This is a genomic window from Thioclava atlantica (assembly GCF_000737065.1).
Lineage (GTDB): Bacteria > Pseudomonadota > Alphaproteobacteria > Rhodobacterales > Rhodobacteraceae > Thioclava > Thioclava atlantica.
This window is the reverse complement of the sequence record NZ_AQRC01000001.1, coordinates 64,726-82,639: the sequence shown is the minus strand read 5'-3', so window position 1 is coordinate 82,639 and position 17,914 is coordinate 64,726. Positions and strand designations below refer to the sequence as shown.

1 protein-coding gene is annotated in these 17,914 nt (G+C 66.3%); it reads right to left on the bottom strand.

Going from position 1 to position 17,914, the window contains the following annotated elements:
* Positions 1-4: 4 nt before the first annotated feature.
* On the bottom strand, positions 5-17,866 hold the full coding sequence (locus DW2_RS00350; RefSeq protein WP_038142443.1) for a leukotoxin LktA family filamentous adhesin: 17,862 nt from the start codon (positions 17,864-17,866) through the stop codon (positions 5-7).
* Positions 17,867-17,914: the final 48 nt, after the last annotated feature.

The following is a 17,914-nucleotide window of genomic DNA, read 5'->3' as shown; positions in this document are numbered from 1 at the left end:
GGTCTCACTCGGCCGAGGACACCACCCAGGTCACGCGCGGCTCTTCCTTCTCGGGCTGCGTGCTCGGCAGGCGCATGATCAGCCCCGGCCGGGTGACGCCCGCGCGCGCACCCGACGTCGTGTAGGGGAATCCCAGCAGGTCGGTCTCGACGCCGACGTTGAAGCCGAAACCCTGCCCGCCATTGATCCCGGTGCCGGCGAGGCGGCGGTTCAGCACAAGCCCTTCGGTCACGTTCAGGTCGATCCGGTTCGACTGGCTGAAACTGTATTTACCCGCATTGATCGCAAGCGTCTGCGCATCGGCGACGGTCGAGAGCTTGTCATAGACCGCCTGCGCGAGCACCGAGAAGCCCTGCTGGTAGAACCAGACATCGCCGCCGATCACCACGTCATAGCCATTGAGCACCGGCCCCGCATGGCTGACGGAGCCCGTCGTGATACGCCCGCGAACGAGGTTGAGCGTGCCGCGCGCCGTATCACGGCCACCCAGACGCCCGCGCACATCGTCGAAATACTGCGCCTGCGGGATGAACAGCACCGGGCCGTCGCCGATCGAGTTCACAGCGACCTGCGCCGCCATTCCGTCATCATGCCCGTCAAGCGTCAGCGCGAGCGCATCCGCGGGCGTGATGTCGTAGAGATAGGCGTCGATAGTGTCGGCATGCAGCCCGAGCGTGTCGCGCACATTGAGCAGCCCCGCATAGAGGGTAGATCCCGCATTGCGCGCGCGCAGATCAGCATTGTCGGGCGATTGCGCCTCTCGCTGACCGTAGAGCTCGGGATGGATCAGCTGCATCGCCTGCTCGTCGGCCAGATCGACCGTCGCACCGCCCAGGATCGTTACGCGCAGCGCATCATCCGCGGCCAGCGCGAGATCGGTGCGCGCGCCCAGCACGCCGAGTGTCATCTGGCCATTCGCCGTATCGAGATGCAGCGCTCCGGTCTGCGAGAGCGCGAAGCCCGCCCTCAGATCGCCCGCCGTCTCCATGTAGTTCACGTCGCCATTGGCGAAGAAATGGCCGGTCGTGCCCGGGGACATGTCGCCCATGAAGGTCGCGCCCGTCTCACCCGTGATCGCCCCGTTGAAGGCGAAGAGCCGCACATCGCCGCCCGCCAGTTGTGCGCCATCCGAGCGGATATCCCCCTGCCCGGCCGAGATCACGATCGGCGAGGCCCCACCGGCCGCGATACCGCGCACGGTGATCGGGCCACCCGCATAAAGGTCGATCAGACCGTTATCGGTCCGCAGCAGGTCCAGTCGGATCGCATCGCGCTCGTTGAGATGCATCGCGCCATTGGCGACCTGCGCCGTGACGTGATCGAAGGCAACCGGCAGCCCGTCGGGCCCGATCGGCGTCATCGAGCCGAGGTTCAGGCCCGTCCCCGCGCCCGATGCGTTCGCTTCGAACACCGTCCCGCTCTGGCCAGAAGCGATCGACAGCGCACCATCGACGGTCACGCTCAACGCCGGGTCGGCGGTGCTTTGCGTCACCACATGCGAGGCGATCATGTCGCCCTTCACCCCGAGTGTGATCGTGCCGGCGTCCGCGTCGATCGAGGTGCCCGCCGCCTGCTCCAGCAGCCCCGCGGACTGGATCGAGATCGCCCCATTGTGGCTGAGAATATCGGCATTCGCCTTGAGGCTCGTCACATCCAGACCGATCGCCCCGCCCTGCGTGGTGATCCCGGGACCCGCCAGCAGCGTCAGCCGCGCGTTGGCGGACGTCAGTGCGATCGCACCCAAGCCGCCCGCGGTGACCTGTTCGACATTGCTCGCACGGTCGCTCAGCGAGAGCCGGATATCCCCATCGACTGTCGAGGCGTAAAGGCTGCCCGTCGTCAGGCTGAGCGGCGCGGCGCTCCCGATCGTGCCGCTTGCTGTCAGCTTGGTGCGCCCGGCGACGATCCGGCCTTCGGTGAAGGAGGCCGCAGCGAGACGCACCTCGTCGGGCGAGCTGATCGTGCCGATGGTTAGCGCGCCGCCCAGGGTGATATCGGTGGGCGAGCCTGCGGTCAGCTGGGTCAACGCGGAGATGGTCAGATCGTCAGCCTCATGCATCCAGAGCGGTGTCGGATCGGTGCCGGTCGCGGTGTAGGTGAACGTGCCGAGCGCGGTCTCGAGGCGCTTGGACTGGCTGCCGACCGGGCCGCCGGTCAGGATCGAGAGCGTGCCGCCCGTCGCATCCGTCCCGCTCGACGCGGTGGTATCGAGGCCTAGTGCGGTGAGAAGCTCCAGCGCCGACCCCGTGCCGAAGCGCAGGGTATCGGTCCCGGTGAAGGACATCAGGCCATCGGTCGAGATCTTCCCGCCGCCCGCGGTCCGGGCCGAGGAGATCGGCAGGTCGCCGCTGGCGCTCAGCCAGGCGCCGCCCGAAGTGGTGGTCACGTCGAGGGTGCCGCCATGCGCCGTATCGGTCAGGGTGAAGGGCAGCGCAACCGTGCTGGAGCCGATCGAGCTTCCGGTCAGCTTCAGGCTCCCCGCGCTGATCCGCACGGCACCCGTGGCCAGCGCATCGGTGACCGCGCCGGTCGCGCTGATCCGTACCGGACCGGGCGCATAGGCCTCGGCAAGCGGCAGATCGCCGGTCGCAGCGATATTCACCTCGACACCGGAGCGCGCGGTCAGCATCCCGCCGGGGCGCACCGCGACGGTGAGCGGGTTGGTCTCGGTCGCGATCGGGGCGTCATTGCCGCTCTCGAGCACGATGATCCGGCCGGTCACCGCCGGGTTGCCCGAATGGGCGTCCGTCATCATACCGTCGAGCTTGATCGTGACGTCCCGCGCCGCGTTGACCTCGCGGATCGCCGCGGGGGTTTCCGCCCCGAGGAACACATCCGTCCCCAGCGCGAAGGCGTTCAGCGTGCCGACGGGCGCCCCGTTCGTGTCGAGCCCGGTGAAGGAGAAGTTCAGGTCCTCGGCCCGGCGCACCACCACCTTGCCATCCGGGGTGAAGGTCAGATCGGAAGGCTCGGCCTGCGAGAGCACCAAGAGATCCTGCGTCAGATCGTTGCTCGCGCCGACGGTATAGGGATCGAGCATCTCGCCGATCGTGCCCGTGGCCACGAGGTTAATATCCTTGTAGGCGTTGATGTTCGGGTCTTCGATCCGGGTATTGGTGTCCCCGGTGCCCTTGATCAGACCCGCACGGATCCAGTGCTTGAGCTCGTCCGTGGTCCAGCCGATGCCTTCGAGGAGGCTCGCCCGGTCATCCGCGGTCGGCGTGTAGGTGAAAACGGTCTGCTCGGCGGTCTCGGTGTTCCACTCCGCATAGAGGCCCTGCTGCTGCGAGATGTAATCGTCGAGCTGCGCCTGCGTCCAACCGCTGCCGAGCAGAGCCGCCTGATCGGCGCCATCCAGCGTGTATTCGATCGCCCCGCCGCCAGCAGCGCTGCGCGCCTTCCAATAGGCCCGGTAATCGTGCTCGCGGCTCGCGGCCAGCGCGTCGAGCTGCCGCTGGGCCCGGTCACTCTGCGCCACCGCGTCGTCAAGCCCCATATCCTGCGTCCAGAGCTTGGCAAGCTCGCTTTCCGAACGGATATCGCGGAGCTCGACATTGTTGCGGTCGAGGATCGAGCCATTGAACGCGGCCAGCGTGGCCGAGCCGGTCTGCGCGGTCACGCTATGGATCGGCAGGTCGCCGCTCTGCGCGCCGATCGCGACATCCTTGTTCGCCGTGGCATCGAGCACGCCGCCATTGAGCGACACCCAGACCGGATCGAGAGTCGACCCGTCATAGCTACCGATACTGCCGTTCTGCGAAGTCAGGTCGATCGAGGTCGCGGTGATCTGGTTCCCGCCGGACGCCATCTTGATATCGCCATCCGCAAACAGCGTCACCGTGCCGGTGATCGGCGCATCCGTATTGGCCGGGCGGTCCTTCGCCTCGATATTGCCGATCGTCATCGAGCCCGACATCTCGCGGATATTCACCGCACTGCCGCCCACCGCCGTCAGGCGCGAACCTTCCGACTGATCGACGCGGAACGCGCCCGAGACGCCGCCGATCCGGCCGTTCTCGGCACGGATGTCGAGATTGTTGAGCGTCGCGGTGATCTGCGGGCTTGCGGTCACGATGGACCCGGAATTCGAAGTAATATTGGTATCGCCCACGAGGTTCGAGACGGTCTTCTTGAAGATCACGTCCCCGCCCGAGGTGATGTTCAGTGCCCCGGCATCGGAGCCGCTGAAGACAATGTCGATCGGGTAATCGGCCCGCAGACGATGCTTGTAGAGCACATTCGCCGTCGAGGTCTCGGACCACGACTTGTAGACATCGCCGATCCCGAGGAACCGCTTGTCATCGGTCGTGACGGTGCCCTTGACGTTGCTGTAGCTGGTGCGCTCGCCGGTGAAGCCGTAGTTGTAATCGCCGTCGTTGATCGCGGTGTCCTCGGAAGTCACATAGGCCCCGTTAGCGCCGAAGGTCACGGTCGGGTCGAGCTTGGTCACCTTCGCCGCCTCGGACTTGCTCTTGATTTCATTGGCGAGCGGCGCCCAGAAATAGAAGGTCTTCTGCGTGTAATTCCTGACCTGCGTGATGACCTCGGATTGCAGCAGCACCATGTCGCGGTTCGCAACCGGCTGGTAGCTCGCGCTGCGCCCGCTATCGACCGTGCTGGTATCGACCAGCGTCGTCGGCACGATCCGCGTCACCGTCACGGCATCGGCCCCGGTTCCATAGGTCTTGGTGACCGAGTCATAGGTCGAGGAGTTGTCATACACCTGCAGCGTCTGACCGAGACGGCGGAACTCGGTGATGAGCGGCTTGCCCCCCACCGCCTTGAGCGGGTCGGTATCGGTGATCCGCACCAGCCCCTCGAGCCCCTGCCCGTTCGCGCCCGCCTCGCCGGTATCGACGCGGTCGAACACCACCGGGATCGAGGTGTCGTTGGTCACGTTGATATTGCCGAACCCGTCAAGCGACTCGATCTTGCCCGCGCCGGTCGAGAGAATCTGCCCGGTGATCTCCACCGTGCCGCCCTTGACGACCATCGGTGAAATCGTGATCGCGCCGGTCTGCACGCCCTCGGCATTCGTCGCGGTCGGGTCGTATTTCACCCAGACATCATTGGCGGTCACATAGGGCTTGCGCACGATATTGTTGTTGACCGGCTCGGACGGGTTGAACAGCACCGTCGGCTGGGTCGTCGAGAAGGTCGACAGATCGGTCAGGAGCCCGTCGCCAATGGTGATGTCATAGCTGCCCACACCCGCCTGGATCAGGCCGTTGATATTGAGCTGATCGGCGGTGATGTAGACATTGGCGCCCGCCTTGATCGAGCTTTGGCGAGGCTCGATCGTGAAGGTCGGAACCGACGCCGTCGGAACGGTGAGCGAACCGTAACCGGCCGTCATCGAGCCGCCGTCATAGCCGGTGACGTCGAAGCCCGCCGCCAGGTAATCGCGCACGACATTGTCGACCTGGTTGAAATAGCCGGCATAGATCGAACGCGGTTCGCCGCCCTCGTTGCGAAGCCCGGGCGTGTAACCCTGAGTGAAGTTCCCCCCGGCGCTCAGATTGATCGTCGTCGCGGAAATATCGGCGCGCACGTCGAGATCGCCGAAATTCGAATTGACCAGAACCTTCCCGCCCAGATTGGTGATCGGACCATTCAAGGTGATCGACCCATTGCCATAGGTGACCAGCTCGATCTTGGACTCGCCCGCGTCATTGCCCGAGATCATCTTGTAGTCGATCGGGGCGCCCTTGGGATTGGCAAGCTTCTGCACGTCCTCGGGCGTGTTCACCGCGACATCGTTGAAATAGATCCGGCCACCGTCAGAGGAGGGGATCTCCATGCTGCCGGCATTCACATAGGCATCGGAATAGACATGGACGACGATCTGCGCATTGCCCGGCGCATCCAGCGTGCCGGTCGAGGCGCCCTGAACCGTATCGGCGCGCATGTAGATGCTGCCGCCGGAGGCCCGGATATCGGGCAGGTTGATGAAATCGACCGTGCCGGTCGTGGTCGAGTCGAGACGGCTCGCCAACGCGTCGATCTCGGCCTGCCAGGCGGTGACCGCCTGCGTGTCCTTGCTCAGGATCGGATCGGCGATCTTCGCCTGAAGCTCCGCGATGCGCGAGGCAAGCTCGTTCTGCACGGAGCCTTGCGTGATCATCGCCTGGATCTCGGGATCGGCATTGCTCGGATCGTTCAGGATCCCGTCCGCATCCTCATTCGTGTAGCTGACCGTCTGGCCCTGCGAGTTAGTGTAGCTCTCCGACGGGTTATCGAGGTGGTTGTTCGCGTCGAGGATCAGGATCTGCTTGTTGCGCGAGCCTGCGCGGACATAACCGTTCACCACGATCATGTTCTCGCCCTTGTCGGTCGAGGTGCCGCTCTCGATGTCGAGGCTGACCGGATCGCCGCCGAAAGCCTCGCTCAGCGCCGAGCCGATCGCGGCGGCGACTTCACGATAGAGATCCTTGCCGCGGCCGTAGCCCAGCACGTCTCCGCCCCCGCGCTCGGCGAAGACATAGACGTCATGCACGGCAGCGACGCTGGCGCCGGTGCCCACGCTCACGCGCTGGTTCATATTGGCGGTCGCATCCGCGCCCGGCGTGCCGTTGATCGGGAAGGCCGTCTTGTTGAAGACGCGCGTCTCGGCATTCACATCGACCTGCTGCGCCCCTTTCGAGGTATAGCCCGCCCGCAGCCCGATATCGGTGAAGGATTGCAGATCCGCGCCCGAGGTCAGGCTGATCTTGTTATCGGCGTTGTAGGTCGCGGTGGTGTTGCCCGACGCGGCCCCAGACAGGCCGTAAGAGGTGGTATCGACCTCGGATTTGATGTTCGCGTCGCCGCCCGCATAGATGTCGAGATCGTCCATCGCGAGCAGCGTCGCGCTGCCGATTGTGACATGGGCGGTGTTGGTCTGGACATCGACCGTACTGTTACCGATCGGGCTGGCGATCGCGCCGCCGGAATCGAGCTTGAGACGGTCGAAGAAGATCATGTTCGTCGAGGCGCCCAGCTCGAAGGTCTGCCCGCCATCGGCCAGGCCGCTTTGCAGCAGCATCGCGCCGTCATTGATGTTGAGATCTGTCGTGGCGTTCACCGTGACGAAGCTGCGCATCGCGGCGACGTCGATCGCGCCGCCCGAGCCCGACACGAGGTTGTAGCCATTATCGGGGCGCTTGAAGGTCGTATCCGCGCCGATCTCGATATTGCGCGCGGCAATCGTGGTGTGCCCGCCCAGCGTCAGCGCGGTCGCCGCACTGATCGTGTTTTCGCTCAGCGCACCGGAATAGCCCACCGCCGCCGCGCTCGTGGTATCGAGGGTGCTGGCGAAAGCGCCGTTCTGTCCTGCCGTGATCTGGAGCCGGTCGGTCGCGGTGATCAACGTTGATCCGGTGGTGCCGATATCAAAGGTCGATTTCGTGTCGGTCGTGACATGCGTCTCCGCCCCCGAGCCCGAGACGAGACCGCCCGAGCCGGAATCCGCACCCGCGCTGATGTCGGGCGCATTGCCCGCACCCAGCGTGACCACTTTGCCTTTCAGGACCGAATTGTCGATCGAGAAGGCCACATCGCCACTATCGCCTTTCGTCAGATCCTGACCGGCATAGGCCAGCGTCAGCCCGACCGCCACCGCACCGCCACTGCGCCCGGTCGCGAAGCTGTCCACCTTCACCGCGCTCGCATCCGCACTCAGCGAGATGGCGTTGTTGGCGGTGAGGTTGCCACTCAGCGTCGAGGTGATGCCATAGCTCGAATAGGCATAGGCCGCCGCCCCGTTGCCGCTCAGCAGACCGCCCGAGGTCGATTGCGCCTTCGCCTGGCTCGTCACCCGATCGTCGGTCCGCTTGATCTCGCTGTTGATCGTGATGTCGCGTGCAGTGACATCGGCGCCGAACAGGGTCGTCACGTTCATATCGGCGCGCGAGGTCGCAACCCCTGCCCCGATCGAGACGCCCGCCGCGACCGAAATACCATGCGCCTCGGCATAGGCCGCGCCGCCATTGGTGTTCTGCAGGTCGAACTCGCCGCCTGCATTGACCGTGGTGCGCAGAACGCTGACCGCGCTATTGCCCGCATTGGTGCCGGTCACGACGACGGAATTCGTCGAGCCACCGAGCCCGCCCGAGCTGCCCGAGCCTTCGGCATGGACCGAGGTGCCATCGGAGGTCTCCAGAGAGATCTTGCCCGCGCTGCTCTTGAGCGTATTCAGGCTCGCGCCCGCGCGGCCGATGGTGATCGCGCTGGTCCCTTCGCTCCTGGCGCTGGAGACGGCGACGCCTGCAACACCCGCAAGCCCGCCGGTGATATTCGTGGTGACGGTTTTCACCTCGCCCGTACGATCGGCATTGATCCCGATGCTGTAGCCCGAAACCGAAACCCCGGCGCCCATCTGGACCGCGGCGCCCGCGTTGAGCGTCGCCACCGTCACGCCCGCGCCGCCAGTGTAGCCGCCCGATGCCGCAACGGTCGACGCCGAGGCGTCGATCACATTGCCATCGTCGCCGCCATGGGTCTTGGCACCCAGATTGACCGCCCCGCCCGCGCTCAGCGTCGCGCCATCAAGCAGCGTCACCGCCGCGCCGGTGGAAACGTTGGAGACCACGATCCCGCTCGACGCGCCGCCGAAGATCGAACCGGCCCCCGCCCCTGCCACTTGCGACAGATCGGTTTTGGCATCGCTGGTCAGCGACAGATCGCCATTGGTCAGCAGTTTCGCGGAGCCGATCTCGACGCCCACCTGATCGCTGCCCGTGGCGGCCGGGTTCAGGCCCTGCCGTGCGGTGACGATCTGGCTTTGCGTATCACTCGCCCCGGCAAATCCGATGACCGAACCGCCGGTATTCTGACGATCCTGATCGGTCGCGTCCGAGGGCAGCCCGCCGCTGCCGTTCTGGTCGCTTGCCAGCTCGCTATTGATCGAGGCCATCGCGTTCGAGAGATTGCCGCTCTGGTCATCGACCGCACCGCCCAGCTCGGCGACAGAGATCGCGGCCCCCACCGCAATTCCGCCCGCGCCGACCGCAACCACGGTCGAATCCAGCTTGCGCTCGGAGGTTGCGGAGAGCGTGATCCCGTCGCGCCCGACGCCGCGTGCGCCATTGGCCGCGTCATTCGCCTTCAGCACCGCGCCGTCGCCGACGGTGACCTTGGTGGTGCCCTGAAGGCTCACGAAATCGAGACTCGCCCCGACACCGAGCGCGCCGCCACCGATCGAGCCCGCCGCACCGGTGAGATCCGCGGTCTCATGCGCGGTCAGCTGCAGCTTCCCCCCCGCCGTCAGTTGCTGGCTGTCGCCGATCGAGACTTCCGTCGTCGCGCGGTCCACCATGAGATTTGCCGAGAGCGCGACCCCCGCGCCCGCCACGGCCCCTGCCCCGGCATAGCCTTTTTGCAGAAGCTGCGTATCCGCTTTCGCCGTGAGGTCATTACCCGCGTCGAGCCGCGCGAAATCGCCCGCGCGACCCGAGCCGACCGAGACTTTCGAGGTGCCATTGGCAACCGTGACCTGGATCGCGCCGCCGACCGCCGCCGCCACGCCACCCGAACCACCGCCGGTCATCGCATAGAGGTCATTGTCGATCAGCGTGTCGAGGTTCAGGTCACGGCCCGCATCGAAGGACCCGCCCCGAATACCGATCTCCGCCGTCGAATTGAGCACGTTCACATTGGCATTGCCGCTCACGCCGACAAAGCCGCCGCCGATCCCCGCGACAAAGCTGGTCAGCGTGGATTTGCTCGTCGCCTTGGCAGCGATATCGCGCGCGGCCGCGATCTGCGCGTCATATGTCTCGACCTTAGCGGTCGAGGTGACGACCGTCGTGCCCGCGCTTGCGCCGACCCCGGCCGCGCCGCCGATCGCGACATTGACGGTGTAGAGCGCGGAGTCGTTCGCGGTGTCGGCATTGAGCGTCACATCCTGCGCCGCCGACGCCGTGTCGCTGCCGATATCACCCGTGAAATCGGTATCGTAGCGCGGGTTGAGCCGCACCAGATCGCTGCCCTGAGCGGATCCGAGCTGCACCAGCGCCTCGTCGTCGATCAGGTTCATCCCGAAGAGGGCGCTGACACCGGCCACGCCGCCCACCGATCCGTTCGCGGTCAGCATCGCGATCCCGCTGCGCGCCTGCGCATTCATCGCAAGCCCGGTGGTTGACTGCGCGGTGCCGTCGATATCGGTCCAGTCGATGGCTTCCTGCCCGAGGGCGACAACCCGAGCATTGTCGAGGATACGGGCCTTCACCCGGTTCTGGATCGTGTTGACCGAGGCCGAGACGCCGACGCCCGCCGTCGCCCCGCCCGAGATCGAGAGGTTCAGATCAGGGGCCTCGTTGCGCGCATCGGTGGAATTGGCGGGCTTGCTCTCGTCCGAGCCGCCCAGCAGCGTGATCGCCGTCACCGATTGCGCGTCGATCAGCAGTGAACCACGCGTCGCGATATCGGAGCCGTAGCGCGTCGGCTCGGGCAGACCGCTCGTCGGATCCACGAGCGAGATCGGCCCGCCCTGGACCACCGCCTCGACGGTGTTCGCAGCCGTGTTGTTCACGCCCGAGCCCGTCACGCCGACCGTGCCGCCCGCCCCCGAGATCGCGTTGCCGTGGAAGGTGGTCGTCTGATAGGCGTCGAGCGAGGCATTGTGGCCCGCGCGCAGCGTGCTCGAGGTGATGTCCGCACGCACGGTCTGCGCGGAATTGTTGATCGCGATGCCAAGCCCGACCGAGGCCCCGCCCGAGCCGCTGATCGCGCCCGCATTCGCCGTGAGCGAGGGGGTCGAACGGGCGGCAAGCGCCAGCGTCCCGACCTGCGCCTCGGAGCGACGCAGGCCCGCAAAGACTTCGCCATTGGCGACATTGAGCGCGAAGCTTCCCGCGAAGGCGCCCGAGCCGCCGCCGCCGACCGCAGCCGAAAGCGCCTGAAGCGTCATCTGCTGATCGGCGTCGATGGCCAGCGTGCCCGCCAGCGACAGCGGCCCGTCCACCGTCGCGCTCTCATCGAGCTTGCGCGCGAGGATCGCCGCGTCCTCGACCGCCGCCTCGGTGTCATCCGACATCACGTTGACGACGATCGCGCCGCCCGCGCCCGCCTGCCCGCCGATCCCGGCCGAGCCCGCCATCGCCTTGATCGTGCCGGTCTGGGTCGTGGTGACGGAAACATCGCCGCGATCGGTACGCAGCGCCGCGCGCGTGCCCGACCCGCCATTGCCGCGAATATGGGCATCGGCCTGCCGGTTCATCACGTTGACGAGGATCGAGCCCGCACCGCCGACGCCCCCCGAGAAACCGCCAGAGACGGCCGCCGTCTCGATCGTGCCGGTCTGGGTCGCGCCGACCGACACGCTCGGCGCCCGGGTTTCGGCATCGGTCGGCAAGACGAGTTCGGCCTCGGTCTTCGCGAAGAGCAGATTGACGCCGATCCCGGCCCCGACACCCGCGCCCGAGCCGCCGATCGCCACCGCCCCCGCGAGCGAGCGGATCGTGCCGGTGGAGCTTGAGGTTATCGTGGTGGCGGGCAGTGCGGGCGTCGCACCCGAGAGTTCCACCCGCGCACGGGTCACCGCATCCGCATTAAGCGTCAGCGCCAGTTGGCTTGCGTCGAAATCGGGGGCCTGCGTCGTGGCGCTCACGCTGGAAACCAGCCCGGCCACCGCCGCATCGCGCCGATCCTTGACGTTGGTCTGCGCATCGCCGACCGGGTCTTCGCTGCTCGACCCGGGCAGCGGCGCCACGCTCGGGCCGTTCGCGCCCGGCTGGCCGATCTGGGTATAGACCACCGAGCCCGCCACGCTCACCTCGCCCGAGGCCGCCCCGGAAACCGCGATGGCGTCGATCCCGGCAGTATCATCCGCCGTGACGCTCAGCGAGGAGCCGCGCACCGCCTCGCCCGTGATGAGATCGGCGGTCGTGCCGCCATGGATCGTGGCCACCGTCAGCGCCACTCCCACGGCATTCGTACCGCCCGCAGCCGCCGCGCCCGAGAGGATCGAGATCTGCCCAGTGCGCGTGGCCGAAAGCGCGACCGCGCCGGTGCCGCCGTCGATCTTGGCGTTCGTCGCATCGACCGCCGTGGTGTTGCCGATATCGCCGATCGCGATCGAGCCGCCCACCGCATTCGTGCCGCCACCGGCAAGGCCAACCGCGCCGCTGGTGATGGTCGAGCCGTTCCGGGCATCGAGCGTCACGCCCTCGCCGGTCAGATCCGCGCCATGGGTCAACACGCCCGTATCATGCGTGATGAAATTGGCGGAGACCGCACCACCGACGCCGCTGCCGTCCGCGCTCAGCGCCGCACCACCCGCGAGGCTTGCGATCGTGCCGGTATCGTCGGCGCTCAGGCTCAGCGCACCGCCTGCGTTCAGCGCCGCATCCACCGCCGAAACCTGCGTCGTCGCGGTCGAGACGTTCACCGTTACCGCGCCGCCGAGCGAGGTATCGCGCGAGGCGCTCAGCGCGACCGCCGCAGACCGGATCGTGCCGGTGGCCGTCGCCGTGGCCGAGATCGCCCCGGCACCGGTCGTGCTCAGGTTGGCATTGCCGAGATTGATGCTCGTGGTGTTCGCGGTCAGCAGGTTCAGCGTGCCCGCAAAGCCGCCCGCGCTCCCGTTCGAGGCTGCGGCGCCGCCGCCCAGGCTGTTGATTTCTCGCGAGTTCGTCGCCGTCAGCGCGATGCTATCCGCGTCCAGCGCCTCGGTGCCGGCAGCCGACACCTCCAGCGTGGCCGAGATGTTGTTCGCCGACAGGCCCACGCCCGCCGCGGTCTGCTGGTCGGATACCGCGCCCGCCACGGCGATCGAGGAAATCGTGCTCGACCCGGTCGCCCCCATCGTGATCGCGCCGGTGCCGCCCGTGCCTCCCTGCCCGGTCACGAGCGCATTCGTCAGCGTCGCACCGGAGGTCGAGGTGATGACGTTCACCGTCGCGGCGCCGCCCACGGCATTGTCGCCATTGGCCAGCGCGCCCCCGAGCGAGAAGATCGTATTGGCCTCGGTGACGCCGACATTGATCGAGCTGGCCGAGATCCCCATCCGGTCCGCGCCTGCGCCATTGCCGGTCACATCCGCCCGCGCGCCACCGGTGATGTTGTTGACCGAGATCGAGCCCGCGATGCCGGTCTTGCCCGAGCCCGCCGAGACGCCGAAGCCATAGATCGACTGCGTGCTGTCGGCGGTGATGCCGAAAGCGCCGGTGTCGATGGTGCTCGCCCCGGTGATCGAGGCGCCCGCGCTGCGGGTGACGGTGTTGACGGCGATGCCGATCCCGACGCCCGAGCCCTTGGTCTTGTCCATGTTGATTCCGACCGCGCCGCCGACCGAAACCGTGGTGGAGCCATCGGTCGCACTCACGCTCAGCGCGTCCGAGGTGATGGAGGCATCGGTCACGGTTGCCGTGGTCCCGCCATCGAGCACCGCGACTGCGACCGACCCCGCCAGCGCGATATCGCCGCGCGAGGTGCCCGCGCCGCCCACGGCCACGTTGACCACCGTCGCGTGATCCTCGGCTCCGATGGTAACCGCGCCGCCCGCGTTGATCGTGGCGCCGGTCACTTCCGAGCGCAGCTCGCGCGTATCGACCATGACCGAGAAGGCGCCCGCCAGCGCATTGGTATCCTGCGCCTGCCCCAGCCCGGCCGAGACGGCCCCGCCGCCCGCGATCTGAAGCGCGGTATTCTTCGCCGTCTGGGTCAGGGTCGAGCCCAGCTCGATCTTGCCCTGCGTGTTGAGCGCCGCGACCGTCTCGTTGCCGAGCGAGAGGTTGAGCGAAGCGACGCCGGTGACCGCCCAGCCGCTTTGCTGCTGATTGCCGTCGCTATCGGCAGGAGTCTGCACGTTCTGCTGCTGGTTGACGGCCTCGTCCTCGTCATCGGCGAAGAGCCAGGACGGGATGATCATGTCATCCTCGTTCGTGCCGTTCGGGTCGGTCGTGCCGCCGGTCGATTGCGGATCGCTCTGTTGCTGGGGCTTGCCCTGCACTTTCGACCCCGCGACGCCGACCACGACATCGGTCGTCGCGTTCTCGGCGCTGATCGTCAGGGTGTCGGCATTGATGATCGTGTTGCCCGCACCACCCGGGGTCGCGGCTTCATCCGCCGGACCGATCCCGGCCCAGACCTTGCGGCCCGAAATGTTCAGCCCCGCCGAGGCACCGACCCCCACGTTTTCAGAGGCCGAGATCGCGCCCGCCGCCGCCCATTCGACGGATTCGTCCTTGGCCGAGATCGTGACCGCGCCGCCGGTGACCGAGGCATCGTCGCCGATCCGCGCCACGGTTTCCGCATGGGCGATATTCGTGGCGACCGTCGCATTGACCGCCGTTTTCGTGCCCTGCCCGCCCGAGAAGCTCAAGATGCCCGCGATGTTGCGGGTATAGGCATCGACCTTGACCGCATTCGTCCCCGCATTCACCGTCGCGCCGGATTCGACGACCGAGGAGACCTTGCTGCCGATCCGGTCGATATTGATCCCGACCCCGATCGCGCCTTCCGCATCGCCCTTGATCGGGTTCGACTTGGGCAGGTTGGCGAGATGAAGGAACAGGCTCTCCTGGCTCGACAGCACATTGAGATCGCCGGTGAGGTTCAGAACCGCACCGTTGCGGACCACCGCATCGGTCGTGTTGTCGGTGTTGAAGACATTGGCCGTGATGCCGATCGCGAGCTTCTGCTGATCCTCGGGCACGACCGGGCGCGAGCCGTCTTTCGGCACCGGCGCCAACGCCTTCGATTTGACGTCCGTGGTGATGAAGTTCAGCGGGTTGATCGTGTCGATCAGGCCGGGCGCGTCGGGCGGGGTGAGCTGGGTCGGGTCGCTCGGGTTGCTGGGCAGCTCGGTGTAATCGGTGATCTGGCCGACGAACTGGGTCCACTTGTCACGGACATCGCCCAGCGGATCGGCATGCGGGAAGCGCGTCACCGATTGTACGCTCGCAGCCGCCGCATTCACCGTGGCGTCCTTGCCGATTTCGGCCTGCGTCGTGCCAGCCATCGTCGAGACCGAGCCGGTCAGCATCAGCGCCTGGGAATATTTCCCCATCAACTCATCTTCGGTGATCTGATCGTTCGGATGCGTGGCGTTGTATTTGTCGAGCGCGTATTTCGCCGCGTAGTTCAGCTTGCCGAACGCCGCCGAGACCGAGCGCGACAGCGAACTGCCGCCCTCGGTCGGGCCCGCGAAACGATAGGCAGAGTTGACCGAAACGGGTTGGCCTGTCGCGATGACATGGGTCGTGCCGAGCGCGGTCAGCGCATCCGCGCTGGTGAAGTCGTGATAATCGCCGCCCAGCGTCGCGAAGGTGTTGTCGGTGTCCACCTGAACGTCGATCGCCACGCCGAAGCCGATATGGGGGGGACGGTTCGGATCGACCGGCGTGCCCTGAAGCTGGCTCTGCGCGCCCGGGATCGCCTGCACCATCGGGTTGTTCGCCGCGCGCTTCTTGCCGATCAGCTTGCCCGGATCGGCCACGCCCATCGTCGCGGTGGTCGCATGAATCTTGTTGAAGAACAGCGTCTCGGCATCGAGGTTCAGCGCGCCGCCGGTATTGATCGTGCCGCCCAGAGCGGCCTCGGTCGTGGATTGCGAAACATCCACGCTGATCGCCACCGCGCCGCGCCCTTCGGTTCCGGCATTCGCGCCGGTGGTGATCGAATGCGACTTGCCGGTGAAGGCACCCGCGTTGAGCGCGCCCGCCGAGGTCAGTGATCCGCCCTTCACCAGAAGCTGGTTCTTCAGTTGACGGGTCGTGACCACCAGCGCGCCCGCGTAATTCTGCACCTTGCTGGCCGAGATCGAAACCGTGTGATCTTCCGACGCGGTGCTCGCCAGACGCATGCTGCCCGCCTTGGTCGTCAGGTCGCTGCCATCAATCAGAACCTGGCTTTCGATGTGGCTGTTGGCCATGACGACACCCAGCGCATAGGCCTTGGGCGCGATGGAATAGGTGGTCTGGGCATGGGATTGCACGACGAGCGCATCGCTCGAAGGTTCCCAGGCAGAGGGCAGTTTCAGCGTCAGGCTATAGGGTGCGCCGCCGCCGATCAGACTGCCGGTGACGTTATCGACCACATCCTGCACGCTGCTGTTGAAGTTCAGCTGCGGGGTCGAGAGAAAGCTGTAGGTATCCTCAAGCAGCCCCGTAGCGCCAAGCTGGCCGTTATTCGAGGGCGTGCCACCCGAGAGGGCCGTCGGCGTGATCGCCTTGTCCTTCCAGTTACCGTCCGCGGTCAGCGTGCTGTTGGTGATCTTCACATGCGACTGTGCATCGAGGAGCTGAACCTGCAGCGGGAACATGCTGTTGATCGTCGTGGCGCCCTGCTGGATCAGGTTCGTCATCAACGTCAGACCATTGTTGATCTGATCGGTCATCTGCTGCTCGGTGGTGCCGCCTTCGAGATCGTCGACCTGCTGCTCCTCGACGGCCAGATTGTCGCTTCCCAGCGAATTCGAGACGGTCGCCACCGAGTTCACCACGATCGAGCCCGATTTCAGATCGGCATTGTCGATGGTGATCGAGGCGCTTTCGCTGTCGGGATTGATCGCCCAGGCGATGCCGGTGTTGAACGAGCGTGCCGAAAGCAGGATCAGTCCGCCGCCATCCGGCGCCGTGCTGTCCGCGCGCAAAGTGGTGCCGGAGGAGACATTGATGTCCTGCGCCGCGACGAGGATCGAACCCGCCGTGCCCTCGCCGGGAGTGCCGGCGATCGGATCGACCGCATCGCCCGCACGGGTCGAGATATCGTGGCTCAGAGTGACGGTTTTGTCGGCGGCGAAGGCCAGATCGCCGCCCTTGGTGGTGATCTGACCGGCGGTCGAGATATTTTGCCCGCGCAGGAAGACGAAGCCCGCCTTGCCAGTCGCGCTCGAGGTGGACATGTCGAAGGCGCCCTGCGCGCTCAGATCGCCTTGCGCCACCTGCAGCGGGCTCGTCACCCCGCCCGCACGCAGCACGAACGCGCCGCCATCGCCCGCCACCGAGGTCGCTTTCACGTCAAGACCGCTGCCCATCACCGCAGAGCCTTCGGTAAACAGGAAGACCGTGCCGCCCGCGCCCGTCAGGGTCCCGCTGGCCGAGACGTCGATCTTGCCATCGACATTGATCTCGCCCTGGGCCTGTCCCAGCACCACGCCGCCGCCTTGAGAATCCAGGACGTTGGTCCCCCGCTTGGCCGTGATGTTGCTGCTCGACCCGGCTGCCAGCCCGCCCTTGGAAACAAGCCGGATCACCCCGCCCTGGCTGACGAGCCCGACCGCCTGCGGCGTGCCATCTGTATTCACCCCGACCGAGATCGGATCGACAGAGGTCGGATCCTCCACCGTGATCCGCCCGTTCAGCATCATGCCCAGACCGCCCGAACGCAGCGCGAGGCGGGTTGCGTTGATCTGGCCGTCCACGGTGATCTGACCACTGTCGCTGAGCGGCTCCGAACCCGCGAAAAGCTGCGCCGTGGGCTTATCGACACTGGCGGTGAAATTGCCTTGCGCCTCGCTCGTCAGATCGTTGACGAAACCGGGTGTCGGCGCGCTCATCGTCAGTTGCCCGGCATTGATCGTGCCCGTCGAACTCACCACGAACCCGTCCGAGTTCACGAAGAAAACGTTGCTGCCCGTCGCGACCGGCGCCACGCCGGGCGCCCCGAAGCCCGCATTCAGCGTGCCGGCGATGGAGCTCTGCCCGCCATTGATGATGTTGACGAGCGCATTGGTATTTGCCGGTTGATAGACATTGACCGTCGTGCCGGCAGTCACATTGAACTGGCTGAAGGTGTTGAATGCCGTGTCGTTCTGGATCGTGCCGGTCGTGACATTGGTCGCGCCGCCGCTGGTGGAGACGGTGGTATTGGTCGTGCCATCCGCAACGACATCGGCGAAGGCGGGAAGCACCGCGAAAATCGCCGCCGCCGAGACGCTGCTCAACCACCCGAGCCTCCGCATCCCGCAGCGAAAGATGGTCGTCGTTCTGTC